Below are 25,738 nucleotides of genomic sequence, written 5' to 3'. Positions count from 1 at the left end.
CCTCACAGCAGATCCAGCAGCGCCCGCACTGCGCGGGATTGATAGCGTTTGGGGTGCGTCAACACCGCAAAGACCCGCGCCGGATGCGGCGCCCAGGTAACGCGCCGCATCGCCAAACCGCGCCCCTTGGCAGCACCCACCGCACGGGCCGACAACATCGTCACCTGCGGCCCTGCGGCGACCGCAGCCAGCACCGCCTCGTTCGAGGGCAGTTCTAATGCCACATCCAGATTGGCGGCGGACAGGCCCATTTCGGCCAGATGCAGTTCCGTCTCACTGCGGGTGCCACTGCCCGACTCACGCAAGATCCATTGCATCTGTACGTAATCCTGCGCCTCAAACCGTGCGGCGCGTGCCATCGGATGATCCCGTGCCATGACCAGCACCAATTCATCACGCGCCACCACACGGCGGTGCAGGTCGCTGTCGGGCAGGGCGCCTTCGACGAACCCCAGATCAGCGGTGCCTGCGCTGACCGCCTCGGCCGCCTGTGCGGTGTTGCCGACGGCCAGATCAATCTGCACCCCCGGATGCAGGCTGTGCAGGCGCATCAAGCGTGGCGGCAACCAGTAGCTGGCCACCGTCTGACTGGCCTGAATCCGCAGGCGTCCGCGAATTTCCTGTGACAGATCGGCCAGCGCCTGTTTCGTCATCGCCGCCTCTTGCAGCAATGCGCGGGCTTGTGGCGTGAAATCATGTCCGGCCTGCGTCAATGCAATACCGCGCCCCACGCGATCAAACAGGCGCACGTCATACGTCGCCTCTAACGTCGCAATCGCGGCAGAGACGGCGGATTGCGTCATGTTCAGCGCCTCTGCCGCGCGGGTGACGTGGCCACGTTCAGCAACAGCGAGGAAAATGCGGATCTGGTCTAAGGTCATAAAACATTCATCACTAAATTCGATTGTTCTGACAAGATCATTCCGTTGGAAAGATCACTTAAACAGCGCCACAGTTTACTTATGGCAGTTCAGAACAATTTCCCAAGCGATGCGCATATTGCAAAACAAATCACCTCGGCCCTGCCGGGATTGGTGTTTGTTGCCAGCGTGGCAGGTGCTGCGATTGCGTTGAAATCAATTCTGGCGGTGCCCTTGCTGGGGCCGATGGTTCTGGCGATGCTGATGGGCGTCGCTTTGCGAAATACGCTGGGCGGCATGGATTGGGCCGAGGGTGGTATTGCACTGGCGCAGCGTCCATTGATGCGGATGGGAATTGTTCTGTTAGGGTTGCAGCTGAGCCTTGGGCAGATCTGTCAGGCTGGGGCACTGGTTTTTATCGGCATCGCGGTTCTGTTGTTCGCCACCTACTACAGCACGCAATTCGTCGGCCGCGCCTTGGGCGTGCCTGCGGGACTGTCGCGGTTGATCGGCGCGGGCACGGCGGTGTGTGGGGCATCGGCGATCATGGCGGTGCAGGGCGCGCGACCTGCGCGCAGCAGCGATCTGGCCTATGCGATTGCCTGTGTGACTCTCTTTGGCACCCTGTCGATGCTGGCGCTGCCTGTGGCAGCAATGGCGCTGGGTCTGGATGGTGCGGGCTATGGCCTGTGGGCCGGTGCCGCGATCCATGAGGTTGGGCAGGTGGTTGGCGCAACCAACAGCTACAGCGTGGAGGCGCAGCACTGGGGGATGATGGCGAAACTCAGCCGTGTTCTGTTGCTGGCGCCGCTGATTGTGGTGCTGATCCGATCAGCAGGTGCGGCGGTACCAACGGCAGGGGGCAAAGCGCCCGCACCTTTGCCACTGTTCGTGGCGGGATTTGCGGCGATGATGGTGCTGGGATCCACCGTGAGTTTGCCTGATGCTGTGCTGACAGGGGCGGCGCATTCGTCATCCTTCCTGCTGACCATGGCGCTGGGGGCAATGGGGCTTAGCACCGATATTGGGGCGCTGCGGCGTGAAGGGTTGCGGCCCTTGCTGCTGGGCGCTTTTGCGACGGTGTTTGTCACGCTGGGTGCCTTGGCACTGGTTTATATCGCAGGCTAAATCGCAGGCGCATGCAGCAACGAAAAAGGCCGCCCCGTTAAGGGCGGCCTTGGGTTTATTTTTCCGGGATCAGACCCCGTGGGCTGAACCGCAGCACCAAGAGCAGAACAATCCCCATGGTCATCAGGCGCATATAGGCGACACCGTCTTTCAGGTGTTCCTTCACCGGATTGCCATCGGCCAGACCCGAGGTCAGAACATCGATCAGCCACGCGCCCATTGGTTCCACCTGAATCCATAGGAAGTAGATCAGGAAGCCGCCCAGAACCGCACCGAAGTTATTGCCGGACCCGCCAACAATGACCATCAGCCAGATCAGGAAGGTAAAGCGCAGCGGCTGATAGGTGCCGGGGGTCAGCTGACCATCCAGCGTCGTCATCATCGCGCCCGCAATGCCACAAATGGCAGAGCCGAGGATGAAGATTTGCAGGTGCCGCTTGGTGACATCCTTGCCCATCGCCTGCGCCGCAACCTCATTGTCGCGGATTGCGCGCATCATCCGGCCCCAGGGCGATTTCAACGCCGCCTGCGCCATGATCAGCATCAGGATCAGCACAACAGCGAACAGCCCCGCATAGAGCGTTTTAACCCAGAGGGTCGAGGCGGTGGTCGCATCCAGACCCAGCGCATTTGCACGTTCTACAAAGCTGGCGCTGTCCTGCAACGTCACCTCATAGGGTACAGGACGCGGCAAGCCGGATACGTTTTTCACGCCGCGGGCCAGCCAATCTTCGTTCTTCATGATGGCGATGATGATCTCGGCAATGCCCAGCGTCGCGATGGCAAGGTAGTCTGATCGCAGACCAAGCGCGGTTTTACCGATGATCCACGCAGCCCCAGCGGCCAGCAGACCACCGACGGGCCATGCCAGCAGAACAAACAGGTCAGCGCTACGCACGTCACTGTCACGCGCAGCTGCCAGCCAGTTCAAACCACCAAGGTTGCCGTTGGTGGCAGGGTTGATCGCCTCAACCGCCGCAACACCGGGATCGAACACACCACGATAGATGAAGAAGCCGACCAACAGAATCGCCACGACACCAATGTTGCGCATTCGACCTTTGGTCAGCTTTGCATAGGCCAGAATGGCCGCCACGACGGTCGCCGCACCCAGCACCAGTGCCAGAAGAATCTGGAAACCACCTGCGGACCACGCCCCCTCAACCGGTTTGGCACCGATCAGAACAGTCGCCAGACCACCAAGGGCGACAAAACCCATGACACCCACGTTGAACAGACCAGCAAAGCCCCATTGCAGGTTCACCCCCAAGGCCATGATCGCACTGATCAGCGCCATGTTGAGGATGGTCAGCGAGGCGTTCCAGCTCTGCATGAAACCTGTCAGCACAAACAGACAGGCGACAAGGGCAAACAGCCCGATGTTTTTGGTTGTCTCGCTCATACCGATTTTCCTTTGAACAGACCGGTCGGCTTGAACAGCAGCACGATCACCAGGATCGCAAAGCTGACAGCGAATTTATAGTCGGTAGAGATCAGCTGCATCAGGCTGGAGGGTTCCAGATTTTCCGGCAGCAGATATTTAAGCACTTTCTTCCAGGCGTAGGTGATCGTCACCTCGGAAAAGGCGATGACAAAGCCACCTGCGATGGCGCCCAGCGGGTTGCCAAGCCCACCCACGATGGCGGCGGCAAAGATGGGCAGCAGCAGCTGGAAATAGGTGAAGGGTTTGAACGTCTTATCCAGACCGTAAAGCGTGCCCGCAACCGTGGCCAGTGCCGCAACGATCAGCCAAGTGTACAGCACCACACGTTCCGGGTTGATACCGGACAAGAGCGCCAGATCCTCGTTATCGGAATAGGCACGCATGGATTTACCAGTACGGGTGCGGTTCAGGAACCAGAACAGCAGCGCCACCACGATGATCGCCGTGACAACGGTGATGCCTTGGGTGGTGCGAATGGCCAGACCTTCGGACAGGCCGGTCAACTGTTTGAATTCACGCACAGAAATGATGAACCGTTCACCATCGGCAAAGCGTTGATCGTTCGGGCCAATGATGAAACGCACCAGACCGTTCATGATAAACATCACGCCCATCGACACGATCACCAGCACAACCGGCTTCGCCTTTTGCTGGCGGTAGAACCGGTAAACCGCGCGGTCGGTGAACAGCACCAGCAGCATACAGCCGAGGATCCCGAAGGGCAGGGCCAAAAGCGCGGTTGGCAGCGGGCCAAGGCTGATGCCCCAGCTCTGGAACAGGTAAGTGATCAGCACCACAAGCATGGTGCCAAAGGCCATGGTGTCGCCATGGGCAAAGTTGGAAAAGCGCAAGATGCCGTAGATCAGCGTCACGCCAAGCGCGCCAAGCGCCAGCTGGCTGCCATAGGCAACGGCTGGGATCAGCACAAAGTTGGAAAGCACCACAAGGGCGTTCAGGAAGTCCATGTTTTAACCCCCTAGGAAAGATTGGCGCACTTCCGGATCGGCCAGCAGGTCTTTGCCGGTTCCGGTGTGGGCGTTGCGGCCGGTGACGAGGACATATCCTTTGTCAGCGATTTCAAGCGCTTGGCGGGCGTTCTGTTCCACCATCAGGATGGAAATACCGGTGCGCGCCACCTCGATGATTCGATCAAACAGCTCATCCATCACGATGGGGGATACGCCTGCGGTCGGCTCATCCAACAAGAGAACCTTGGGCTGGGTCATCAGTGCGCGGCCCACGGCCACCTGCTGACGCTGACCACCAGAGAGTTCACCCGCTGCCTGATTGCGTTTTTCCTTCAGGATCGGAAACAGGTCATAGATCTGCGCGATGGTGTCGCGGAAATCGTCCTTGCGGATGAAAGCACCCATCTCAAGGTTTTCCTCCACCGTCATCGAGGTGAAGATGTTCGATGTCTGCGGCACGAACCCCATGCCAGCGGCCACACGGGCCTGCGGCGTCAGGTCGGTGATGTCGCGACCATCAAGCCGGACCGAGCCCTGACGCAGATGCAGCATGCCAAAGGTGGCCTTCATCGCGGTCGATTTGCCAGCGCCGTTCGGGCCGACGATGACGGCGATTTCGCCCTTGTTCACCGCGATGGTGCAATCGTGCAGGATGTCGGGGCCGGATTTGCCATAGCCGCCAGTCATGCTGTCGCCGATCAGAAAGGCGTTTTCTGTACTCATGGCATGATCGGTACCGGTTGCTTCGACAACCGTGCCCGTGCCTGGTTTGGTGATCGTCGCATCCTTGTTGCCACGATCATCCTGGTAGGGATTGTTCGTCATAGTTTTTCGCCTTCAGTGCGTACACGCAGATTTTCAAGAAAATCGGCGTTCCACTTTTGGTGTTCTTCTGTGTAGTCGTCGCCAATCGACCAGACAATTGCCTGCAATGTCAGGGTATCTGCGACGATGATAGTGTTGGAATAAACGATTTTGAGGCCATCAATGCTGGCGCCATAAACCATGTTTTCCGCGGCCGTTTCGCCAATTTGCACGTCATAGAAGCCCAATACAGGGATCTGGCTGACATCGACACCGCTTGCTTCGGCGGCAGCCTCAAGCGCGACGGTTCGCATATATTCAACCGAAAACCCATCATTGGTGCCCAGTTCTTCGATCAGCAGACCTGATTGAATACGATCCGAGTGAAGGAACATGTTGCTAAAGTCGCCGCGCGCCTTGACCGGTCGCCAATTCAAGATGCTGCCGCAAAAATCGACGCTCTTGTGCAAAGCAACACACCTAGAGACTTCGCCGCTTTCCTTGGCGTATTCCCACGTTCCGTCAGAGTATAGGTGCACACGTTTTCCGCCGACAGCAGACGTTCCAACAACCTCCTGCGCGCTTGCAGCCGCAGGAGTACTCAGAACACCGAGCAACAGCGCAATTCGACCTAAACCGATCATGCGCCCACCTTGTCCTTGTTTTTCAGGCCGGTACCCAGATAGGCCTCGATCACCTGTTCGTTCGCCTTGATCTCGGCCAGGGTTCCCTCGGCCAGAACCTTGCCCTCGGCCATGCAGATGACCGGGTTGCACAGGCGTTCGATGAAGTCCATGTCGTGTTCAATCACCACGAAGGTGTAGCCACGTTCTTCGTTCAGCTGCTTGATCGCGTCTGCAATGGTGTACAGCAGGGTGCGGTTCACACCGGCGCCCACTTCGTCCAGAAAGACGATTTTGGCATCCACCATCATGGTGCGGCCCAGTTCCAGCAGCTTTTTCTGACCGCCCGAAATCTCACCCGCCTTCAGATCTGCGATATGGCTGATGGTCAGAAATTCCAGCACTTCGTCGGCCTTGGCACGCAGCGCGCGCTCCTCATCCGCGATGCGTTTGCGGCCAAACCATGTGTTCCACAGCGTTTCGCCCGACTGGCCACCCGGCACCATCATCAGGTTTTCGCGGCAGGTCATCGAATGGAACTCATGCGCGATCTGGAAGGTCCGCAGTAGCCCCTTGTGGAACAACTCATGCGGTGCCAGCCCGGTGATATCTTCACCATCCATCAGGATACGGCCCGATGTCGGCGGCAGAACACCGGCAATGGTGTTGAACAATGTGGTCTTGCCCGCGCCATTCGGGCCGATCAGCCCGGTGATGGAGCCCTTCTCAATGGTGAGTGACGCGCCATCCACGGCGCGAAATCCCCCGAAATGCTTATGGACGTCTTCTACGACGATCATCAGCAGTCCCCCGTCTTGGTGCATTTTGCACCGTTGTTGATATAGCACAGCCCGGCACAGTGGCCGGGCTGACTTGGTTCAAAAGAAAGTGGTTAGATTAACGGAACTTAACCGTTTCGATCTTGCCACCTTTCAGTTCGATCTCACGGTAGCCGCCTGCGGCTTCACCGGGACCGATCAGTTCTACAGCGGTCGCACCGACGTAGTCGATGTCGCCACCAGCGGCCAGGATTTCCAGACCTTTGGCCAGCTCACCCGGGTAGATTTTTTCACCCGGAGCGTTGGCAACCATTTCAACTTTGGCTTTGTAGTCGCCCGGCTCAACCGAACCAGCGGCCTGCATGGCCAGCATGATCAGCGCAGCTGCGTCATAGCTTTCGCCGACGTAAGGACCGGAAGCGTCAACGCCCATGGCGGTCACTTTTTCAACAACCATCGATGCGTCAGCCGCGTCGGAACCGGGAACGGTGCCGATGGAGCCGTCGATTTCGTCACCAAAGGTTTCTTCCAGTGCTGCACCGATCATGCCATCGGGCAGAGCAAAGGTGTCAAACGCACCGGTGTCCAGTGCAGCGCGGATCACGCCGGGGCCACCTTGGTCAACGTAACCAGCAACGACCAGTGCGTCGCCACCAGCGGCGGCCAGTGCGCCAACTTCGGCAGAGTAGTCTGCTTTGCCGTCTTCGTGTGCAGTGGTTGCGGTGATCGAACCGCCAGCAGCAACAAACGCCGCCGAGAAGCTGTCAGCCAGACCTTTGCCGTAGTCGTTGTTGGTGTAGGTCACGGCAACTTCGGAGATGCCGCGCTCTTGCAGAACCTGAGCCAGAACCTGACCTTGACGTTCATCAGAAGGCGCGGTGCGGAAGAACAGGCCGTCATCTTCGGCAGTCGACAGCGCCGGCGAGGTCGCCGAGGGCGAAATCATCACAACGCCGTTCGGCAGGGCAACGTTCGACAGAACGGCGCCGGTCACGCCGGAACAGTCAGCACCCATGATACCTTTGACACCGTCAGAAGTGACCAGACGTTCAGCCGCTGCAGCCGCTGCACCGGAGTCCACACAGGTCGAGTCCGCACGTACGGGCATGACTTTCTTGCCGCCCAGCAGCTTGCCGCTTTCGCTGACTTCGCTCATCGCCAGTTCGGCGCCCGCAGCCATTGCAGGGGTCAGCGATTCAATCGGGCCAGTGAAGCCCAGCATAACGCCCAGCTTTACGCTGTGGCCATCTGCCATTGCGCCGCCTGCCATCAATGCGGTCGCGGCCGATGCCATCAAAAACTTTTTCATGATCTTCTCCCAAGTTGGCAGTGTAATTATCGAGTCGACACTATCCCTCGATTTCGGAAAAGAAAAGCGCAGAGCAGCATGAAAACACCGTAAAAATCGGGTATCATGGGGTGCAAATTTATCTCTGCTCCTTACGCTACTGGGGCCGAAATCGATCCACGACCGCGCACATGTCGCACAGCCGACCAAAACTGTCGCCCAGCTACCGATGCGTGTCGGGCGTATACGACAGCGTAGGTTTGAAATGTCTGACATTTAAACTATCTGACGCAACAACACCGCAACGCAAGCCAAGCTACAGGAGAATCAGATGCTACCCCGCAACAATGACCGCCCGCAAAATCGTCGCACGATATTGCGCAATGCGTTGCGCGTGGGGATGATCGTCGGACTGGGGTTCACCACGGCAGCTGTGACCACACCTATTGGTGCGCCCAGCGCCCATGCCGCTACAGGTGTGGAGTATCGCATCGAACAGATGGCAGAGGGTTTTGATGTCCCTTGGTCCCTGGCATTCCTACCGAACGGCAACATGCTGATCACTGAACGCAGTGGTGAACTGCTACGGGTCAGCCCACAAGGGAGCAAAGTCAATATAGGCGGACTGCCCGACATCGAAGCCGTGGGGCAGGGTGGCCTGCTGGATGTTGCCGTGGCTGCTGATTATGCCACGAGCCACCACATTTTCATCAGCTACACACGTCAGTTGCCCGGCGGGATCGGGGTTGCCGTTAGCCGTGCGGAGCTGCGCCCTACAGAAAACACACTGCAAAACGTCACCCAGATATTTAGCGACACCCGCGGCAACGACACGGGTCGCCATTTCGGCGGGCGGCTGGCGTTGCAGGGGCGCGACCATCTGTTTTTAACCATCGGTGACATGGGCGCACGCAACGAAGCGCAGAATACATCATCGCTGTGGGGCAAGGTGTTGCGCCTAACGCAGGATGGCGCAATTCCCGACGGGAACCCTTTCAACATGCGCCGCAAAGGGCGCCACGAAATTTGGTCTCTGGGCCATCGCAATCCGCAGGGCGCAGCACTGGACGCGGGCGGACAGCTGTGGACATCCGAACATGGCGCACGTGGCGGCGATGAAATAAACCGGCTTAGCCCGGGGCTGAACTACGGCTGGCCAGTGATTTCATATGGCCGCCACTACAACGGCCGCAAGATCGGGCAGGGCACTGCAAAGCGCGGGATGGAACAACCGCAACACTATTGGGACCCTTCTATCGCCCCATCGGGCTTGGCGATCTATGATGGCAAAATGTTCCCTGAATGGCGCGGCGATTTGTTCATCGGATCGCTGAAGCTGGACCACATCGCCCACCTCAGCGGGCGCAATCGGGGACAGGTCGGCGGTGTCTTTGGCAGCGCCTTTGGGCAAAATGCGACGGGCATCACCGAAAGCCGCATTCAAACACCGGAAACCGATCGGGTGCGCGATGTGCGCGTCGGTCCTGATGGGGCCCTGTGGTTTCTTAGTGAGGGGAACGGCGCGCTATATCGGTTATCGCGCCGCTAAGCTGTTGTTTCTGCACTGAAGAGATGGGGCAATACTGCCCCATTATTCTAGCAGGGTTCGCCATAAAATAGGCCCGACCGATATCACTTAGAAAAGTGATCAATCAGGCAAGCGCGCCATCTGGCTGCCGCGTTCACGGTATGGCGTGGTGTTGTAATGCGACCGGTAGCATTTGGAGAAATGCGAAGGTGAGGCAAAGCCACAGGCCAGCGCGACGTTAATCACACTCATATCCGTTTGCATCAACAGGTTCCGCGCTTTCTGCAGGCGCAGCTCCATATAATAACGCTTAGGGCTGCGGTTCAGATAGCGGCGAAACAGCCGTTCCAGCTGACGGGTGGACATACCCACGTCTTTGGCCAGCAGGGAGGGGCTGATCGGCTCTTCCATGTTGGCTTCCATCATCTGAATGACTTGGCTTAGCTTGGGGTGGCGCACGCCGATACGGGTGGGCACCGACAGGCGCAGCGGATCTTGGTCTGTACGGATCGACGAATAGATCAGCTGATCCGCCACCGCATTCGCCAGCTCTTCACCGTGGTCAGACGCAATCAGCGACAGCATCAAATCCAGCGAGGCCGTGCCGCCTGCCGCAGTCATCCGGTTGCCGGAAACGACAAAGACCGATTTGGTCAGTTCGACATCAACAAACTCTTCTTCAAAGCTGTCTTGATGTTCCCAGTGAATTGTTGCCCGCTTGCCATCTAGCAAACCCGCATGCGCCAGCGAATAGGCACCGGTACATAGACTGCCGACCGCAATCCCCTTGCGCGCCTCGCGGCGCAGCCAGGACACCAGCCGTTTGGATGTGTTCTGGCGTACATTCACGCCCCCACATAGCAACAAACGATCATCGCGCCCCAATTCCCCCAGATCGCTGTCCAGCTGGAATGCCACACCTGCAGAAGAGGTCACGCTTTCGCCGCCTTCGCCCTGCAACTCCCATGAATAGAGTTCCTTGCCAGCGGTGTAGTTAGCAATCCGAAGGCAATCCAATGCCGACGCAAAAGGCAGCAATGTAAACTGCTCTAGCAATACAAACACGACCTTGATCGGGGTGCTTCCATCGCTACGGCCAGCACGGGCGGGGCGGGTTGTTTCCATTTAGTCGTCCTTAGAGTGGGCTAAAGATCCGTTAAGCATAGCCTATACCATGCGCCCCATTCAGAAAAGGACGCCACGTAACGGAGCAGCTTAGCCAGACCAGAGATGTCGCACAATAGAGCAGTTGACCCCAAGGGTTCACACCTGCGTTTGGCGCCGATTAACCGCGATTCTCGAACGTTTCCAGCGAGAATTTTACAGAAATTTCATATCTGGTTTTCACGCTATTTTTCATGGTCATATCTCTGCATTGCAGCTATAGAACCGCAATGCCCCAATACCCGACCGGAGGATAGGATGAACGACTGGCAAAAATCCAACTGGCGCAGCAAACCGCGCATCCAGATGCCCGACTACACGGATCAGGCCGCTCTGAATGCTGTAGAGGCGCAGCTGTCGAACTATCCGCCGCTGGTTTTTGCCGGTGAGGCGCGCAAGCTGAAATCGCAGTTGGCGGCCGCATCGCGCGGCGAAGCTTTCCTACTGCAGGGCGGTGATTGCGCCGAAAGTTTTGAACAATTTTCCGCAAACGGCATCCGCGACACCTTTAAGGTGATGCTGCAAATGGCGATGGTGCTGACCTATGGCGCCAAGGTGCCGGTGGTCAAAGTCGGCCGCATGGCCGGTCAGTTCGCCAAACCGCGTTCGGCCCCCACAGAAACCGTCGATGGCGTAGAACTGCCCAGCTACCGTGGTGACATCATCAACGAACTGGACTTCACCCCAGAGGCGCGTATTCCCGACCCCAAGAAGATGCTGCAGGCCTACACTCAGGCGGCGGCAACGCTGAACTTGCTGCGTGCGTTTTCGACCGGCGGCTATGCGGATGTGCATCAGGTGCACAAATGGACGCTGGGCTTCACCGAAGGTGAAAACGCAGCCAAATACCGCGATATGGCCAACCGCATCAGTGACACGCTGGACTTCATGCGCGCGGCGGGCGTCGATAGCGACATGGCGCATACGCTGCAAACCGTTGATTTCTACACCAGCCATGAATCGCTGCTGCTGGAATACGAAGAGGCGCTGACGCGCGAAGATTCGACCTCTGGCAACTGGCTGGCAGGGTCCGGTCACATGATCTGGATTGGCGACCGCACCCGTCAGCCTGACGGTGCGCATGTAGAATTTGCCCGCGGTGTTCTGAACCCGATCGGTCTGAAATGTGGCCCGACCACCACCGCCGAGGATCTGAAAGTGCTGATGGCCAAGCTGAACCCCGAAAACGAGGCCGGGCGTCTGACCCTGATCGCCCGTTTCGGTGCCGGTCAAGTGGGCGACCACCTGCCACGCTTGATCAAAGCGGTTGAGGAAGAGGGCGCGAACGTCCTGTGGACCTGTGACGCGATGCACGGCAACACCATCAAATCGGCCACCGGCTACAAAACCCGTCCGTTCCAATCGGTGCTGCAAGAGGTTCAGGAATTCTTCCAGATCCACCGCGCCGAAGGAACAGTGCCCGGCGGTGTGCATTTTGAAATGACCGGTCAGGACGTGACCGAATGTACCGGTGGTGTCCGCGCCGTGACAGAGGAAGATCTGTCCGCCCGCTACCACACCGCTTGTGATCCGCGCCTGAACGCCAGCCAGTCGCTGGAACTGGCCTTCCTCGTGGCCGAAGAACTGTCGGCACTGCGTCAGGACAAGGTGGCGAAAGCCAGCTGATCCGCAGCGCAACCTTTGCAAACATGATGAAAACGCCCCGAAACACTCGGGGCGTTTTTCATTTTTGCACCCACGCGATGAAATAGGCCCAGCGCCATTAGCTGGGGTTTGGCGATAGCTTCACTCTGGCTGATCGGCCACAGACACCAATCGGAGATGTCCAACTGCAGACCTAGATGCAGACCTTGCGCGACCTACCGCGCCCTTGGGTGCGGGGGAAAATGGTGTTGTCGCCTCGGCAAAACCGGTTTCTTCCGGCCCGTCCTGCGTGATCACCGGCACCTCAGACGGGTCTTGCACACTATCCGCAACAGGCGCGGGCAGGGCGCTTGCCACCTGCAACATGCGCAAACGGTGCGACACCACCTGCAACGCACGGGGCGCACGCCCGATGTCGCCGCGATACGACAGACCGCCCAGCAACCGCGTGGTAAAGCCATCATCATCCCGCAAAGGCCAAAGCGCCAACCGCCCCTCAAGCATAGGTTTGACATTGCCCCGTGTGGCACTGACATCAGCCTGTAAAATCGCCGGTCGGGCACAGACCGCTTCGAATAGTGCGCTGATCTGTTCTTCGTAATGGGGGGCGAACAGGGCCGTTGGGGACATGCCACGCACCTCCATGCCCATCAAATCATTCAAAACCGTACCCGCCAGACGCAACCGGAACATCCCTGCGTCCAGACGTTCGGCAATAAAACAATGGTCGAGCGCACCGCTGATCCCGCGCGGATCCAGATCAGCCCGTGCTGGCAAATGGCCGCTTGGACGCTTGGCGTGCCAATAGGCCTCCACTTCGGCGAGGTGCGCATAACGTCCTGTGTTCAGAAATGGTGTCATGTCCAGTACGTTCCCTGTTAACCCTGTGGCTTCCAACTTTACCGCCCTCCTTTGATTATCAGACACACGCGATACCAAGCGCGCCAGCCGCACCACGGACGGCATCTGACAATCGCCCTTTGAAAAGGCGGTTAACAAAGGCCTAACGCAGCAAAGGTTACTGGGGGGTTAATGTGACAGGATTTTCCGTAAATTTGTGGCAAATCGGTGCGGCTGGTTAATCGCGCGCGCGCCCAATGCCCCATGAACCGCCACAGGGGTGCAGATAAATCCCGCCTGTCCACGCAATCCCCTTGCCCGACCTTGCGTAACGGGGCCATAACGGGCGCGACTAAGAAGGAGATCGCAGGTGTTGCAATCGATGACGGGATTTGCCTCAGGCAAGGGCGCGCTGGCGCCACACAGCTGGACGTGGGAACTGCGCTCGGTCAACGCCAAGGGGCTGGACCTGCGCCTGCGGGTGCCCGATTGGATCGAGGGGTTGGAAACTGCCCTGCGTAGCCAACTCAGCGCCGCTTTGGGACGTGGCAACGTCACCCTGTCCCTGCGCATTCAGCGTGAGGAAACCGGCAGCGCGCAGGTGCTGAATCCCGCCGTTCTGGACAGCACACTGGCCGCCCTATCACAGATCGCCACCCGCGCCGCCGCACAGGGCGTCGAACTGGCCCCGATGACCGCCGCTGATCTGATGGCGCAACGTGGCGTGATGGAACAGGCCAGCAGCGAAGATGAGACCAAGGCACTGTCTGCCGCGTTGCTGGCGGAATTTCCGGCAATCCTACAAGCCTTCACCGATATGCGTGCGACCGAAGGCAAGGCGCTGCATCAGGTGCTGACTCGCGCGGTGGATGAGATTGAGGCGCTGACCGATCAGGCAGAGGCCGCGATTGGCGATCGCAAAGCCGCGATGGAGGAGGCGCTGAAGGGCGCGCTAACCCGCGTGATGCAAAATGTTGATACGATGGATGAGGACCGCCTGGCGCAGGAACTGGCGCTGATTGCGGTGAAATCTGACGTGACCGAAGAATTGGATCGCCTGCGCGCCCACATTAACGCTGCGCGCGATCTGTTAAGTGAAACGAAACCCGTTGGCCGCAAGCTGGACTTCCTGATGCAGGAGTTCAACCGCGAAGCCAACACGCTTTGTTCCAAATCCCAGAACACCGCGCTGACCCGCATTGGTCTGGACCTGAAAACGGTGATCGACCAGATGCGTGAACAAGTACAGAATGTGGAATAACCCGAAATGACTACCCCCAAAACCCGCCGCGGCCTGCTGATTATCCTGTCTTCGCCCTCTGGCGCAGGCAAATCCACCCTGACGCGCCACCTGCGCGAATGGGATCCGACGATCCGTTTCTCAGTCTCCGCCACCACCCGCCAGCCGCGTCCGGGCGAAGAGGACGGGGTGCATTACCACTTTCTGACCGAAGACCACTTCAAACGCGATGTGGCGGATGGCGAAATGTTGGAACATGCACATGTGTTTGGCAATTTCTACGGCTCGCCCAAGGGGCCAGTGCAGGCCGCGATTGAAGCGGGCGAAGACGTGCTGTTTGACATCGACTGGCAAGGTGCCCAGCAGATCCGCCAATCCTCGCTGGCGCCGCACACGCTGTCGATCTTTATCCTGCCGCCCTCGATCAAAGAGTTGCACCGCCGTCTGGTCAGCCGGGGTCAGGACAGCGAAGAGGTGATCGCCAAGCGGATGCAGAAAAGCTGGGATGAGATCAGCCATTGGGGCAGCTATGACCATGTGCTGGTTAATGACGATCTGGAAAAAACCGCTGAGGATCTGAAAACCATCGTCGCCGCCACCCGCCTGCGCCGGTTGCAGCAACCTGCGCTGATGGATCATGTGCGCGGCCTTCAGGCGGAATTTGAAGATTTGCAGTGAGGATTAGCAATGACACTCTACGCTCTTGATGGCCTTGCCCCGCGCCTGCCTGAGGATGGCGATTTTTGGATCGCGCCCGATGCCAATGTGATCGGCAATGTGGTGGTCGAAAGCGGCGCGTCGGTCTGGTTTGGCTGCACCATTCGCGGTGACAATGAGGAAATCCGCATTGGTGCTGGCAGCAACGTGCAGGAAAACAGCGTGATGCACACGGACCCCGGTTGCCCGCTGACCATCGGCCAGAACTGCACCATCGGTCACAAGGCGATGCTGCATGGCTGCACCATTGGTGACAATTCCCTGATCGGGATGGGCGCGACGGTGCTGAACGGAGCCAAGATCGGCAAGAACTGCCTGATCGGGGCAGGGGCGCTGATCACCGAGGGCAAGGAAATCCCCGACGGATCACTGGTCATGGGCGCACCGGGCAAGGTGGTACGACAACTGGATGAGGCGGCGATTGCCGGCCTGACCCGGTCTGCACAGCATTATCAGGACAACATGCGCCGGTTCCGCGCTGGCCTGAAACCAGTCTGAAACCCGTCTGATCCTCTCTGACCTCTCACACAGGCCCCATTTCCATGCGATCTAACGACACCAGCGCAGCTGCGCATTCCCTCCTCGCGGCGCTGCCGCAACCGGCGCTGTTGATCACCGGCACCGACCGGATCCTTGGCGCCAATGCCAAGGTAGAGGCGCTCTTGGGTGAGGGGCTCTCGGGGCGGCACCTGATCACGGTGATCCGCCAGCCATCGGTGTTGGAGGCGATTGAGCGCTGCGATCAGACCCGCACCAAGCAAGAGGCGCGGTATCTGGGTCAGGACGTGCGCAACGAACTGACCTATCGCGTCACCTGCGGCTATGTCGACACGCGGGACATCCGTGGTGTTCTAGTCAGTTTCGAAGATATCAGCCAAGCCGAGGCAATGGGCCAGATGCGCCGCGATTTTGTCGCCAACGTCAGCCATGAATTGCGCACGCCGCTAACGGCACTGATGGGGTTCATCGAAACGCTACAAGGTCCAGCGGCAGAGGATGCTGATGCGCGGAATCGCTTCCTATCTATCATGTCGAATGAGGCCAGCCGCATGAATCGTCTGGTCAGTGACCTGTTGTCGCTGAGCCAAGTGGTGGCAGAGGCACGCCTGCGCCCATCGCAGCAGGTGGATCTGGGCACGCTTTTGGTGGAAACGCTGAACGGGCTGGGGCCCGTGGCCGAGGCTGCGAATGTCACTATCGAACGCCACCTGCCAGAAGGCGGCGCAATGGTGCCAGGTGATCACGACCAACTGCGGCAGGTTTTCACCAACCTACTCGAAAACGCGATCAAATACGGTGGCCGTGACAACACAGTCACCCTGCGCCTGTCACAAAGCCCGCGCGATCCTGTGCTGCGCGGCCCTGGCGTGCGTATTGATGTGATCGACCGTGGCCCGGGGATCGAGGGTGTGCATCTGCCGCGCCTCACCGAACGGTTCTACCGCATCGACAGTCACCGATCGCGCGAAATGGGCGGCACGGGTTTGGGGCTGGCGATTGTGAAACACATCGTCAACCGCCACCGTGGCCGCCTGAAAATCCAAAGTGTCGAGGGGCAGGGCAGCACATTCTCCGTCCTGCTGCCATTAGACGTATGATCTTGAAGGCGGGCTTGGCCCGCCCGATCACACAAATCTCACGGTTTTGAGATTCGGAAATCTATGTGATTGTCACAAAAGCCCTACGAAAGGGTTAATTTCTGTGACGTTTTCGGGTTTTTGTCACAACAACCAGCCTGACTTGTCTATTTTTCTGCCCGACAACGGAAACTGGACAGCTTTGCGCGCAAAACAGCAAATTAAAATAATCGCACCAAAACAAATAGTTACATGCTCACTGCGACTTTTTGTGACAATGACGCCGGTGAAAACCCTCGACTGTCATATCCCTGTTACACAAGCGTCACAAAAGCATCGTGCAACACGCTTAGATCGCCAGTCAGAGGTCGTCGTGGGGACGACCCAAAGACTGAAATCAGGAGAGTTTTTCATGTCGTTCGTGAAACTGACCGCCTCGACCCTGGCCATCGCGGCCGTATCCGCAACCGCCGCAGCTGCACGTGATCAGGTACAGGTTGCCGGTTCTTCCACCGTTCTGCCCTACGCTTCGATCGTTGCCGAAGCCTTTGGCGAAAACTTCGACTTCCCGACCCCCGTTGTTGAATCGGGCGGTTCCTCCGCTGGCCTGAAGCGTTTCTGTGAAGGTGTTGGCGAAAACACCGTCGACGTTGCAAACGCATCGCGCAAAATCAAAGACAAAGAAATCAAAGCCTGTGCCGAAAACGGTGTGACCGACATCATCGAAGTCCGCATCGGCTACGACGGCATCGTATTTGCCTCTGACATTCAGGGCGAAACCTTTGAATTCACCCCGACCGATTGGTTCCTGGCCCTGTCCGACAAGGTCCTGGTTGACGGCGCACTGGTTGCCAACCCCAACAAAACCTGGGCCGACGTAAACGCCAACTTCCCGGCGCAGAACCTGGCCGCTTACATCCCCGGCACCAAGCACGGCACCCGTGAAGTGTTCGAAGACAAAGTGATCCTGGCAGGCTGTGAAGCCACCGGCGCATTCGACGCCTTCCTGGCTGGCGCAGAAGGTGACACCGACAAAGCCAAGCACAAAGCAGCCGAAAAAGCCTGTATCGCTCTGCGCACCGACGGCGTATCGGTCGACATCGACGGTGACTACACCGAGACCCTGGCCTCCATCGAAAGCAACAAAGACGGCATCGGCGTCTTCGGTCTGTCCTTCTACGAAAACAACACCGACAAGCTGAAAGTGGCGACCATGTCGGGCATCGTTCCTTCGACTGAATCGATCGCAACCGGCGAATACCCGGTATCGCGCCCGCTGTTCTTCTACGTGAAGAAAGCCCACATCGGTGTGATCCCCGGCCTGAAAGAATACGCAGAATTCTTCATCGCTGACGAAATCGCAGGCTCCGACGGCCCGCTGGCCGAATACGGCCTGGTTGCTGACCCTGAACTGGCCGACACCCAAGAAGCGGTCGCGGCAGAGCAGGTTCTGGGCGCCAACATGTAATATCGGCCCCCTGGTCGACACGACAAAGGGGGCTGCGTTCCGGCGCGGCCCCCATCCTTTTTTTCCTCTACTATCGGAGAGATCATGCCTGTTTCGTGGCTTGTCTTACTGCTGATCGGACTATCGGTGATCGGCTACATCCTCGGGCGCCAGCGTGCGCTTGCTTCGGCGGGCGGCGACAGCCGGGCGCTGCATTCTCTTCCGAATTTTTATGGCATGAACGTCGCGATGAGCGCGTTGGTGCCTGCGGCCGCCATTTTGGGTGTTTGGCTGCTGGCCCAACCCAGCCTGATCAACACAACGGTGTCCGGTTCCATTCCCGCCAGTGCAATCACCGAAGGATCTAGCCTTGATCTGGTGATGAGCGACGTGAAGCGCGTAGCAGAAGGTCTTGATTTTGCGGTATCTTCCGGCGCGATGAGTGCGGCAGATGCACGTACACTGGACGCAGGTCAAACCGACGTACGTGCCACGTTGGCCGATATTGGTGTGGCCCTTGGCAGCGATGTCCGCCCTGAGGTGCTGCAGGCCGCGCAGGATTACCGCGCGATGGCTTCCACCGGCACCATGGCGATGACCATTGTTGTCCTACTCGCCGCACTGGTCGGTTTTGCCATTTCCTACAGCAAGACCAACCTGCATTACCGCGCCCGTAACGTGGTGGAACGCGGTGTGCTGGCCCTGCTGATCGGCGCTGCGTCGCTGGCGATCCTGACCACCGTGGGCATCGTGTTCTCGATGCTGTTTGAAACGGTGAACTTCTTCGGCCTGCACGACTGGAAAGACTTCTTCTTCGGCACCGTCTGGGCGCCGAACTTCCGCGGTGACTCAGAACTGGCGATCCTGCCTTTGCTCTGGGGGACGCTCTATATTTCGGTGGTCGCGCTGTTGGTTGCAGTGCCGATCGGTCTGTTCGCGGCGATCTACCTGTCCGAATATGCGTCCAAAGGCGTGCGTGGCTTCGCGAAACCGCTCCTCGAGATCCTCGCCGGTATCCCAACCATCGTTTACGGTCTGTTTGCGCTGGTCACCTTCGGTCCCTTCCTCCTCAGCATGTTTGGTGAGGGTGGTACGTTTGGTGTGAATTGGATGACCGATGCACGTTCGGTTGCAACAGCTGGTATCGTGATGGGCATCATGCTGATCCCGTTCGTCAGCTCGCTGTCAGACGACATCATTAACGCCGTACCGCAGGCGATGCGCGATGGCTCTTACGGCTTGGGCGCGACGAAATCGGAAACCATCCGTCAGGTGGTGCTGCCCGCCGCGCTGCCCGGCATCGTTGGTGCGATCCTGCTGGCCGCCAGCCGTGCGATTGGTGAAACCATGATCGTGGTGCTGGGGGCAGGGGCCATTGCCCGCCTCGCCGTTAACCCGCTGGAGGCACTGACCACCATCACCACCCGTATCGTCAGCCAGCTGACCGGCGACGGCGATTTTGCATCGCCCGAAACGCTGGTGGCCTTTGCCCTTGGCCTGACGCTCTTTGTTTTGACCCTGGGTCTTAATGTCCTCGCGCTCTACATCGTGCGCAAATACCGGGAACAGTACGAATGACCGACATTTCGCAAACCCCGTCCAATCCGCCGAAAACCTCGATCCACAAAACGGATGAGCGGACCAAGAAGCGCAACGCTGCTGAACGTCGGTTCAAGGCCTACGGCATCGCGGCCATCACCGCCGGTCTGCTGGTTCTGGTCGTGCTGGTTGGCACCATCCTGAACAACGGTCTGGGTGCGTTTCAGCAAACCTTTGTGACCCTGAACGTTGAGCTGGCAGAGGCCAAGCTGGACAAAAAGGGCAACCGCAACATCGACGACATCAAGAAGGTGTCCACCTTCGGCTACGCGCCGCTGATGAAGACTGCGTTTGAAGCCAAGGTTGAAGAGCTGGGTCTGGAAACCGGCCTGAAGTCCAAAGACATGGCCGCCATCCTGTCGAAATCCGCCGCCGCAGAGCTGCGCGAGTTCGTACTGGAAGACACCAGCCGCATCGGCACCACTGTCGAATTTACCTTCCTGACCAACAGCCGTGTTGATGGCTATATGAAAGGCCGCGTGACACGCGAAAGCATCGCGAATGACAAGAAGATCTCGGCCGCGCAGCTGGATTTTGTTGATCAACTGGTCGCCGCAGGTGTGGTTGAAAAACGCTTTAACGCCAACTTCATCTTTGGCGCTGACGCCTCCGATCAACGGCCAGAGGCCGCAGGCATCGGTGTATCGATGATGGGCAGCTTCTTTATGATGTTGGTGGTTCTGGTGCTGGCGCTGCCAATCGGTGTTGCGGCCTCCATCTACCTAGAGGAGTTTGCACCGAAAAACTGGATCACCGATCTGATCGAAGTGAACATTTCAAACCTCGCCGCGGTGCCGTCCATTGTGTTCGGTATTCTGGGTCTGGCGGTATTCATCAACTACATGCACCTGCCGCAATCCGCGCCGCTGGTCGGTGGTCTGGTGCTGACGCTGATGACCCTGCCGACGATCATCATTTCCACCCGCGCCTCGCTGAAGGCCGTGCCGCCGTCGATCCGTGACGCCGCACTGGGTCTGGGCGCGTCGAAAATGCAGTCGGTGTTCCACCACGTTCTGCCCTTGGCCGCACCGGGCATTCTGACCGGCACCATCATCGGTCTGGCACAGGCTTTGGGTGAAACCGCACCGCTCTTGCTGATCGGGATGATTGGTTTCATCGCCTCGAACGCGCCGGACAGCATCAGCGCTGGCCTGTTGTCGCCCAACTCCGCCATGCCGGCCCAGATCTACGAATGGGCCAAACGTGCCGAACCGGCGTTCTATGAACGCGCTTGGGGCGGCATCATCATCCTATTGATTTTCCTTGTGACCATGAACACGATTGCGGTGATCCTGCGCCGCCGGTTCGAACGTCGCTGGTAATACGTGCGAGAAAGGGATCTTCGCCATGTATGACTCACCTGCTCTGGAGGCCGCCTTGGACCAGAAAGAAAGTAAAATCGCCGCCAAAGACGTACAGGTCTTTTACGGGGATACCCACGCGATCAAGGATGTCTCGATCGACATTCCCGAAAAAACCGTCACTGCCTTCATCGGCCCGTCGGGCTGTGGCAAGTCGACCTTCCTCCGCTGCCTGAACCGGATGAATGACACCATCGACATCTGCCGCGTGAAGGGCGACATCCTCTTGGATGGCGAAGACATCTACGACAAACGCGTCGATCCGGTGCAACTGCGCGCCAAAGTGGGCATGGTGTTCCAGAAACCGAACCCGTTCCCCAAGTCGATTTATGACAACATCGCCTATGGTCCCCGTATCCACGGTCTGGCCAAGAACAAGGCTGATCTGGATGAAATCGTTGAAAAATCCCTGCGTCGCGGCGCCATCTGGGATGAGGTGAAGGACCGCCTGCACGCGCCCGGCACCGGCCTGTCCGGCGGTCAGCAGCAGCGTCTGTGCATCGCCCGCGCGGTGGCCACCCAGCCAGAGGTTCTGCTGATGGACGAACCCTGTTCGGCGCTGGACCCAATCGCAACCGCCCAGGTCGAAGAGCTGATCGACGAGCTGCGCCACAAGTTTGCGGTGGTGATCGTCACCCACTCCATGCAGCAGGCGGCGCGCGTCAGCCAGAAAACCGCCTTCTTCCACCTCGGCAATCTGGTGGAATTTGGCGACACAGGCCAGATCTTTACCAACCCGACGGATCCGCGCACGGAAAGCTACATCACCGGTCGTATCGGTTAAGGACTAGTATTATGAACAGCGACAACATTATGGACGAAAGCCACATCGTCACCGCCTTTGACCGCGATCTGGAAACCATTCAGGCCCAGATCATGAAAATGGGTGGTCTGGTCGAAGAGTCGATCCTGAAAGCCGCACAGAGCCTGAACGACCGCGACGAAGAAGCCGCCGAAAAGGTGCGCAAGGGCGACAAGGCCATTGATGCCCTGGAAAACCAGATCAACGAAGCGGCAGCGCAGCTGATCGCCCTGCGCTCGCCCGCGGCGTCTGACCTGCGGGTGGTACTGTCGGTGATGAAAATCTCGGGCAACCTGGAACGTATTGGCGACTATGCGAAAAACATGGCCAAGCGGACCGGCGTTCTGGTGCAAATGGCCCCGATCAACGACAGCCACGCCGCGATCCGTCGCATGGCGCGCGAAGTGCAGCTGATGCTGAAGGACGCGCTGGACGCCTATATTCAGCGTGACCCCGATCTGGCCCGTGACGTCATCGCGCGCGACGAAGAAGTGGACCAGATGTATAACGCGCTGTTCCGCGAGTTTCTGACCTTCATGATGGAAGATCCGCGCAACATCACTGCCTGTATGCACCTGCATTTCATCGCCAAGAACACCGAACGCATGGGCGACCATGTGACCGCGATCGCCGAACAGGTGGTCTATCTGGTCGAAGGTGCGCTGCCCGAGGATGGCCGCCCGAAGGGTGATAAAACATCCCTCGACGCGGAACTGGGTGAGGTCTAAGCCATGGCTGCCAGTCAACCAACCGTTCTGGTGGTCGAGGATGAGCCGGCACAGCGTGAGGTGTTGGCCTACAACCTTGAGGCCGAAGGTTTCCGCGTGGTGAAGGCCGAAAACGGCGAAGAGGCGTTGATGTCGGTGGCCGAGGAAAGCCCTGACATCATCGTGCTGGACTGGATGATGCCCGCAGTTTCGGGGATTGAGGTCTGCCGCCAGCTGAAAACCCGCAGCGAAACGCGCAACATTCCGATCATCATGCTCTCGGCCCGTTCCGAAGAGGTGGACAAGGTGCGTGGTCTGGAAACCGGCGCCGATGACTATGTGGTGAAACCCTATTCGATCGTCGAGTTGATGGCCCGCGTGCGTGCGCAGCTGCGCCGCACCCGTCCGGCCACTGTGGGCGAACGTTTGGAATATGATGATATCATTCTGGACGCCGAAACCCACCGCGTGACCCGCGATGGTGAAGCGTTGAAGCTGGGCCCGACGGAGTTTCGTCTGCTGTCCACCTTCATGGAAAAACCGGGTCGCGTCTGGAGCCGTGAACAGCTCTTGGACCGTGTTTGGGGCCGTGACATCTATGTGGATACCCGCACTGTGGACGTCCACATTGGCCGTCTGCGCAAGGCATTGACCAAGACCGGCGGCACCGATCCGCTGCGCACGGTGCGTGGCGCGGGCTATGCGCTTGGCTAAATGAGGGCAGGGCGGTTGCCCACCTGATTGCATGACAAAACGGCATAAGGCTGCGGTTTTCCGCGGCCTTTTCTTTATCTAGGCAAGGCATCCTCATCTTCAGCCTGCGTCGCCAACCAATCACAAAATGTGCGCAGCGCCGGATCGCGGGACCGTTCCACCGGCCAGACCAGATAATAGGACCCCAGCGACCGTGTCGCAGCCCCATAGGCATGCACCAACCGACCCTGTGCCAAATCCTGCGCCACCAGATAATCCGGCAACAGTGCCACCCCCAGACCATGAATGGCCGCCTGTGTGATGGTGGAAAACTGATCATACAGCGTGCCTGCGATGCCCGTTTCCGCGACGCCGTAGCTGGCAAACCACTGCGCCCAGGCATCGGGCCGGGTTTCGATGTGCAGCAAGGGCAGGGACAGCAGATCGCGGGGATGCGCGACCACCTCATCCGCCAGTAAGGATGGCGCACAAACCGGAACAACATGTTCAGGTTTCAGCAGCAACGCCTCGCATCCCGGCAAATCGCCAGATCCAAAATGTAACGCCGCATCAAAGGGTTCATCGGAAAAGCTAAACGGCTTGATCCGCGTTGACATGTTGATGGTGATCTCTGGGTGCAGCTTGGCAAACTCCGCCAGTCGCGGGACCAGCCAGCGCATTCCGAAGGTCGGCAGAATGGCCAGATTAAGCGAACCGCTATCCGGATTGACCTGCACCTTGAGCGAGGATTTAGCGATAATATCCAACGCCTCACGCACGCTGGCGGCATAATCGGCGGCGGCGGGTGTCAGCTTCATCTGTTTGCGGTCACGAATGATCAAAGTGGTGCCCAGCTGCGTTTCCAGTGCCTGCAACTGACGGCTGACGGCGCTTTGGGTTTGCGACAGCTCCTCCGCCACGGCCGTGGCGCTCCCCAGCCGATCCAACGCCTCCAGCGCGCGTAAGGACGCAATCGACGGCAAATAGCGGCGGGCTGTGGGGCGAGGGGCGCTCATATATGACTTTTCCTCATGACATAATACCAAACACTTGCTGTTATCTGACAAAATCACCGTGTAACCAAGGGGAAATTGAACGAAATACTCATGAAGTGGATCATCACATGACCGACCGCCCCACATTGCGCGCCAAAGATGCCCCGGATCTGGGGGCCTTTGACTGGGCCGATCCGTTCAAACTGGACCAGCAGCTGACCGAAGACGAACGCATGATCCGCGACAGCGCGGCGGCCTATTGTCAGGAAAAACTGCAGCCACGTGTTCTGTCCGCCTTTGAAAACGAAGAAACCGATCCAGAGATCTTCCGTGAAATGGGCGCGATGGGCCTCCTCGGCTCGACCATCCCCGAGGAATACGGCGGGATCGCCGCCGGTTACGTGGCCTACGGCCTCGTCGCCCGCGAGGTAGAGCGTGTGGATAGCGGATACCGCTCGATGATGTCTGTGCAAAGCTCGCTGGTGATGTATCCGATTTATGCCTACGGCAGCGAAGAGCAGCGCAAGAAATACCTGCCTAAACTGGCGTCCGGCGAATGGATCGGCTGTTTCGGCCTGACCGAACCTGACGCTGGTTCGGACCCCGCTGGCATGAAAACCCGCGCGGTGAAGACCGATGGCGGCTATGTGTTGACCGGTTCGAAAATGTGGATTTCCAACAGCCCGATCGCAGACGTTTTCGTTGTTTGGGCCAAATCCGAAGCGCACGGCGGCAAGATCCGCGGCTTCGTTCTGGAAAAAGGCATGAAGGGACTGAGCGCGCCCAAGATCGGCAACAAGATGTCGCTGCGCGCCTCGATCACTGGTGAGATCGTGCTGGACAATGTTGAGGTCGGTGAAGACGCGCTGCTGCCACATGTTGAAGGGTTGAAAGGTCCGTTCGGCTGCCTGAACCGCGCCCGTTACGGCATCAGCTGGGGCGCGATGGGCGCGGCTGAATTCTGCTGGCACGCGGCGCGCCAATACGGTCTGGACCGCCATCAGTTCAAAAAACCGCTGGCGCAAACCCAGCTGTTCCAGAAGAAACTGGCCGACATGCAAACCGAGATCGCACTGGGCCTGCAGGCCAGCCTGCAAGTGGGCCGCCTGATGGACCGCGCTGAAGCAGCGCCGGAGATGATTTCGATCGTGAAACGCAACAACTGCGGCAAGGCACTGGACATCGCACGCCACGCCCGCGACATGCACGGCGGCAACGGCATCAGCCTGGAATTCGGTGTGATCCGCCACATGGTGAACCTGGAAACGGTCAACACCTACGAGGGCGCCCATGACGTACACGCACTGATCCTGGGACGCGCACAAACCGGATTGCAGGCGTTTTTCTAAATCTGACGATCAAAACGCAACACCAAACAGGCGCCACGGCGCCTGTTTTCGTTTAACAGCGTCGAATAGGGTGCTGATTTGAAACAAAAAGCGTAGTCGTAGATGCGCAAAACACGGCCCTAAATGTCAATTTATAAAAATTGTATAATAAATATTATGTAAATAAAACGGCCATACCACCCCCATATGTTACTGCATTGTTGATCTACACCACCTCTCG

Annotated in this window: 24 protein-coding genes; 14 read left to right on the top strand and 10 right to left on the bottom strand. The window is 58.6% G+C overall.

All coding sequences use genetic code 11. The features are described from left to right. Window positions 1-2: 2 nt before the first annotated feature. On the bottom strand, window positions 3-881 hold the full coding sequence (locus TM5383_RS01895) for a LysR family transcriptional regulator (RefSeq protein ID WP_058317355.1): 879 nt from the start codon (window positions 879-881) through the stop codon (window positions 3-5). An 81-nt stretch (window positions 882-962) separates the two neighbouring features. Here TM5383_RS01895 and TM5383_RS01890 point away from each other — a divergent pair, with 81 nt between their 5' ends. Beyond that, on the top strand, window positions 963-1,988 hold the full coding sequence (locus TM5383_RS01890; RefSeq protein WP_058317354.1) for a YeiH family protein: 1,026 nt from the start codon (window positions 963-965) through the stop codon (window positions 1,986-1,988). Between the two features lie 55 nt (window positions 1,989-2,043). Here TM5383_RS01890 and TM5383_RS01885 read toward each other — a convergent pair whose 3' ends face one another. The 6 genes from TM5383_RS01885 to TM5383_RS01860 form a co-directional block, all read right to left on the bottom strand. Then, the gene (locus tag TM5383_RS01885) at window positions 2,044-3,390 is read right to left on the bottom strand and encodes a branched-chain amino acid ABC transporter permease (RefSeq protein WP_058317353.1); all 1,347 of its coding nucleotides are present in this window, start codon (window positions 3,388-3,390) and stop codon (window positions 2,044-2,046) included. Next, on the bottom strand, window positions 3,387-4,397 hold the full coding sequence (locus tag TM5383_RS01880; RefSeq protein ID WP_058317352.1) for a branched-chain amino acid ABC transporter permease: 1,011 nt from the start codon (window positions 4,395-4,397) through the stop codon (window positions 3,387-3,389). Before TM5383_RS01880 ends, TM5383_RS01885 begins: the two co-directional genes overlap by 4 nt. Before the next feature lie 3 nt (window positions 4,398-4,400). Then, window positions 4,401-5,225, bottom strand: coding sequence for an ABC transporter ATP-binding protein (locus TM5383_RS01875; protein ID WP_197407349.1), 825 nt, complete (start codon window positions 5,223-5,225; stop codon window positions 4,401-4,403). Next, window positions 5,222-5,848: a hypothetical protein gene (locus TM5383_RS01870; RefSeq protein WP_143570284.1), complete on the bottom strand. Its 627-nt coding sequence runs from the start codon at window positions 5,846-5,848 to the stop codon at window positions 5,222-5,224. The genes TM5383_RS01875 and TM5383_RS01870 overlap by 4 nt, the downstream gene beginning before the upstream one ends. Next, window positions 5,845-6,627, bottom strand: coding sequence for an ABC transporter ATP-binding protein (locus TM5383_RS01865; RefSeq protein WP_058317421.1), 783 nt, complete (start codon window positions 6,625-6,627; stop codon window positions 5,845-5,847). Before TM5383_RS01865 ends, TM5383_RS01870 begins: the two co-directional genes overlap by 4 nt. 97 nt (window positions 6,628-6,724) lie before the next feature. Next, the gene (locus TM5383_RS01860) at window positions 6,725-7,915 is read right to left on the bottom strand and encodes an ABC transporter substrate-binding protein (protein WP_058317350.1); all 1,191 of its coding nucleotides are present in this window, start codon (window positions 7,913-7,915) and stop codon (window positions 6,725-6,727) included. A 310-nt stretch (window positions 7,916-8,225) separates the two neighbouring features. Between TM5383_RS01860 and TM5383_RS01855 the strand changes: the two genes are divergently transcribed. Next, window positions 8,226-9,443, top strand: coding sequence for a PQQ-dependent sugar dehydrogenase (locus tag TM5383_RS01855; protein WP_231724989.1), 1,218 nt, complete (start codon window positions 8,226-8,228; stop codon window positions 9,441-9,443). A gap of 99 nt (window positions 9,444-9,542) precedes the next feature. Here TM5383_RS01855 and TM5383_RS01850 read toward each other — a convergent pair whose 3' ends face one another. Beyond that, on the bottom strand, window positions 9,543-10,547 hold the full coding sequence (locus TM5383_RS01850) for a GlxA family transcriptional regulator (RefSeq protein ID WP_082645360.1): 1,005 nt from the start codon (window positions 10,545-10,547) through the stop codon (window positions 9,543-9,545). A gap of 297 nt (window positions 10,548-10,844) precedes the next feature. Here TM5383_RS01850 and TM5383_RS01845 point away from each other — a divergent pair, with 297 nt between their 5' ends. Beyond that, window positions 10,845-12,212 (top strand): class II 3-deoxy-7-phosphoheptulonate synthase, encoded by a 1,368-nt coding sequence (locus TM5383_RS01845; protein WP_058317349.1) that lies wholly within the window; start codon window positions 10,845-10,847, stop codon window positions 12,210-12,212. 120 nt (window positions 12,213-12,332) lie between these two features. Here TM5383_RS01845 and TM5383_RS01840 read toward each other — a convergent pair whose 3' ends face one another. Continuing rightward, window positions 12,333-13,052: a PAS domain-containing protein gene (locus TM5383_RS01840; RefSeq protein ID WP_058317348.1), complete on the bottom strand. Its 720-nt coding sequence runs from the start codon at window positions 13,050-13,052 to the stop codon at window positions 12,333-12,335. Window positions 13,053-13,413: 361 nt separating this feature from the next. Here TM5383_RS01840 and TM5383_RS01835 point away from each other — a divergent pair, with 361 nt between their 5' ends. The 10 genes from TM5383_RS01835 to phoB all read left to right on the top strand — a co-directional run bounded on the left by TM5383_RS01835 (window position 13,414) and on the right by phoB (window position 23,195). Beyond that, on the top strand, window positions 13,414-14,292 hold the full coding sequence (locus tag TM5383_RS01835; RefSeq protein ID WP_197407352.1) for a YicC/YloC family endoribonuclease: 879 nt from the start codon (window positions 13,414-13,416) through the stop codon (window positions 14,290-14,292). 6 nt (window positions 14,293-14,298) lie between these two features. Further along, window positions 14,299-14,949 (top strand): guanylate kinase, encoded by a 651-nt coding sequence (gmk, locus tag TM5383_RS01830; RefSeq protein WP_058317346.1) that lies wholly within the window; start codon window positions 14,299-14,301, stop codon window positions 14,947-14,949. Between the two features lie 9 nt (window positions 14,950-14,958). After that, the gene (locus TM5383_RS01825; protein WP_058317345.1) at window positions 14,959-15,486 is read left to right on the top strand and encodes a gamma carbonic anhydrase family protein; all 528 of its coding nucleotides are present in this window, start codon (window positions 14,959-14,961) and stop codon (window positions 15,484-15,486) included. Between the two features lie 44 nt (window positions 15,487-15,530). Next, a complete protein-coding gene (locus TM5383_RS01820; RefSeq protein WP_058317344.1) occupies window positions 15,531-16,586 on the top strand; it encodes a sensor histidine kinase in 1,056 nt (351 codons plus the stop codon). A 391-nt stretch (window positions 16,587-16,977) separates the two neighbouring features. Next, window positions 16,978-18,033 carry a substrate-binding domain-containing protein gene (locus TM5383_RS01815; RefSeq protein WP_058317343.1) on the top strand — a complete coding sequence of 352 codons (1,056 nt, stop codon included), beginning with the start codon at window positions 16,978-16,980 and terminating at the stop codon, window positions 18,031-18,033. A gap of 84 nt (window positions 18,034-18,117) precedes the next feature. Next, window positions 18,118-19,590 (top strand): phosphate ABC transporter permease subunit PstC, encoded by a 1,473-nt coding sequence (pstC, locus tag TM5383_RS01810; protein ID WP_058317342.1) that lies wholly within the window; start codon window positions 18,118-18,120, stop codon window positions 19,588-19,590. After that, window positions 19,587-20,933, top strand: a complete 1,347-nt coding sequence (gene pstA, locus TM5383_RS01805; protein WP_058317341.1) for a phosphate ABC transporter permease PstA — start codon at window positions 19,587-19,589, stop codon at window positions 20,931-20,933. Before pstC ends, pstA begins: the two co-directional genes overlap by 4 nt. A 25-nt stretch (window positions 20,934-20,958) precedes the next feature. Next, entirely contained in the window at window positions 20,959-21,756 is a 798-nt protein-coding gene (gene pstB, locus TM5383_RS01800; protein ID WP_058317340.1) for a phosphate ABC transporter ATP-binding protein PstB, read from the top strand. 29 nt (window positions 21,757-21,785) lie between these two features. Then, window positions 21,786-22,502, top strand: coding sequence for a phosphate signaling complex protein PhoU (gene phoU / locus TM5383_RS01795; RefSeq protein ID WP_058317418.1), 717 nt, complete (start codon window positions 21,786-21,788; stop codon window positions 22,500-22,502). Window positions 22,503-22,505: 3 nt separating this feature from the next. Next, window positions 22,506-23,195: a phosphate regulon transcriptional regulator PhoB gene (gene phoB, locus TM5383_RS01790; RefSeq protein WP_058317339.1), complete on the top strand. Its 690-nt coding sequence runs from the start codon at window positions 22,506-22,508 to the stop codon at window positions 23,193-23,195. Window positions 23,196-23,269: 74 nt separating this feature from the next. Here phoB and TM5383_RS01785 read toward each other — a convergent pair whose 3' ends face one another. Beyond that, window positions 23,270-24,190 (bottom strand): LysR family transcriptional regulator, encoded by a 921-nt coding sequence (locus tag TM5383_RS01785; protein WP_058317338.1) that lies wholly within the window; start codon window positions 24,188-24,190, stop codon window positions 23,270-23,272. 107 nt (window positions 24,191-24,297) lie between these two features. On the opposite strand from TM5383_RS01785, the gene TM5383_RS01780 reads away from it, so the two are divergent. After that, on the top strand, window positions 24,298-25,518 hold the full coding sequence (locus tag TM5383_RS01780) for an acyl-CoA dehydrogenase (RefSeq protein WP_058317337.1): 1,221 nt from the start codon (window positions 24,298-24,300) through the stop codon (window positions 25,516-25,518). Window positions 25,519-25,738 lie beyond the last annotated feature (220 nt).

Origin of the sequence: Thalassovita mediterranea, assembly GCF_001458435.1 — a bacterium.
Lineage (GTDB): Bacteria > Pseudomonadota > Alphaproteobacteria > Rhodobacterales > Rhodobacteraceae > Thalassobius > Thalassobius mediterraneus.
The sequence above is the reverse complement of the archived record's forward strand: the minus strand, read 5'-3'. Positions and strand labels throughout refer to the sequence as shown.

Bases quoted from the DNA above. Each gene is read 5' to 3' on its own strand.
- TM5383_RS01895 (WP_058317355.1), bottom strand. From the start codon at position 881: ATGACCTTAGACCAGATCCGCATTTTCCTCGCTGTTGCTGAACGTGGC.
- TM5383_RS01890 (WP_058317354.1), top strand. From the start codon at position 963: ATGGCAGTTCAGAACAATTTCCCAAGCGATGCGCATATTGCAAAACAA.
- TM5383_RS01885 (WP_058317353.1), bottom strand. From the start codon at position 3,390: ATGAGCGAGACAACCAAAAACATCGGGCTGTTTGCCCTTGTCGCCTGT.
- TM5383_RS01880 (WP_058317352.1), bottom strand. From the start codon at position 4,397: ATGGACTTCCTGAACGCCCTTGTGGTGCTTTCCAACTTTGTGCTGATC.
- TM5383_RS01875 (WP_197407349.1), bottom strand. From the start codon at position 5,225: ATGACGAACAATCCCTACCAGGATGATCGTGGCAACAAGGATGCGACG.
- TM5383_RS01870 (WP_143570284.1), bottom strand. From the start codon at position 5,848: ATGATCGGTTTAGGTCGAATTGCGCTGTTGCTCGGTGTTCTGAGTACT.
- TM5383_RS01865 (WP_058317421.1), bottom strand. From the start codon at position 6,627: ATGATCGTCGTAGAAGACGTCCATAAGCATTTCGGGGGATTTCGCGCC.
- TM5383_RS01860 (WP_058317350.1), bottom strand. From the start codon at position 7,915: ATGAAAAAGTTTTTGATGGCATCGGCCGCGACCGCATTGATGGCAGGC.
- TM5383_RS01855 (WP_231724989.1), top strand. From the start codon at position 8,226: ATGCTACCCCGCAACAATGACCGCCCGCAAAATCGTCGCACGATATTG.
- TM5383_RS01850 (WP_082645360.1), bottom strand. From the start codon at position 10,547: ATGGAAACAACCCGCCCCGCCCGTGCTGGCCGTAGCGATGGAAGCACC.
- TM5383_RS01845 (WP_058317349.1), top strand. From the start codon at position 10,845: ATGAACGACTGGCAAAAATCCAACTGGCGCAGCAAACCGCGCATCCAG.
- TM5383_RS01840 (WP_058317348.1), bottom strand. From the start codon at position 13,052: ATGACACCATTTCTGAACACAGGACGTTATGCGCACCTCGCCGAAGTG.
- TM5383_RS01835 (WP_197407352.1), top strand. From the start codon at position 13,414: ATGACGGGATTTGCCTCAGGCAAGGGCGCGCTGGCGCCACACAGCTGG.
- gmk (WP_058317346.1), top strand. From the start codon at position 14,299: ATGACTACCCCCAAAACCCGCCGCGGCCTGCTGATTATCCTGTCTTCG.
- TM5383_RS01825 (WP_058317345.1), top strand. From the start codon at position 14,959: ATGACACTCTACGCTCTTGATGGCCTTGCCCCGCGCCTGCCTGAGGAT.
- TM5383_RS01820 (WP_058317344.1), top strand. From the start codon at position 15,531: ATGCGATCTAACGACACCAGCGCAGCTGCGCATTCCCTCCTCGCGGCG.
- TM5383_RS01815 (WP_058317343.1), top strand. From the start codon at position 16,978: ATGTCGTTCGTGAAACTGACCGCCTCGACCCTGGCCATCGCGGCCGTA.
- pstC (WP_058317342.1), top strand. From the start codon at position 18,118: ATGCCTGTTTCGTGGCTTGTCTTACTGCTGATCGGACTATCGGTGATC.
- pstA (WP_058317341.1), top strand. From the start codon at position 19,587: ATGACCGACATTTCGCAAACCCCGTCCAATCCGCCGAAAACCTCGATC.
- pstB (WP_058317340.1), top strand. From the start codon at position 20,959: ATGTATGACTCACCTGCTCTGGAGGCCGCCTTGGACCAGAAAGAAAGT.
- phoU (WP_058317418.1), top strand. From the start codon at position 21,786: ATGGACGAAAGCCACATCGTCACCGCCTTTGACCGCGATCTGGAAACC.
- phoB (WP_058317339.1), top strand. From the start codon at position 22,506: ATGGCTGCCAGTCAACCAACCGTTCTGGTGGTCGAGGATGAGCCGGCA.
- TM5383_RS01785 (WP_058317338.1), bottom strand. From the start codon at position 24,190: ATGAGCGCCCCTCGCCCCACAGCCCGCCGCTATTTGCCGTCGATTGCG.
- TM5383_RS01780 (WP_058317337.1), top strand. From the start codon at position 24,298: ATGACCGACCGCCCCACATTGCGCGCCAAAGATGCCCCGGATCTGGGG.